The 223-nt window shown below is 64.6% G+C and carries 1 pseudogene; it reads left to right on the plus strand.

From position 1 onward, the window contains the following. Window positions 1–223: pseudogene (locus E4K09_RS23980) on the plus strand (dihydroxy-acid dehydratase domain-containing protein); the annotation flags it as partial.

The raw sequence follows: 223 nt of genomic DNA on the forward strand, positions 1-223 counted from the left end.
ATCCTCAATGCGTCGCCTGAAGCTGCGGCTGGCGGCGGATTGGCGTTGCTGCAGACGGGCGATCGCATCCGCATCGATCTCAACAAGCGCACCGCCGACATCCTTCTCTCCAAGGAGGAGTTGGAGAAGCGCCGTGCCGATCTCGAGGCGCGCGGCGGCTATGCCTATCCGGCGAGCCAGACGCCCTGGCAGGAAATCCAGCGCTCCATGGTCGACCAGCTCT

This window comes from Microvirga pakistanensis (assembly GCF_004458765.1).
Lineage (GTDB): Bacteria > Pseudomonadota > Alphaproteobacteria > Rhizobiales > Beijerinckiaceae > Microvirga > Microvirga pakistanensis.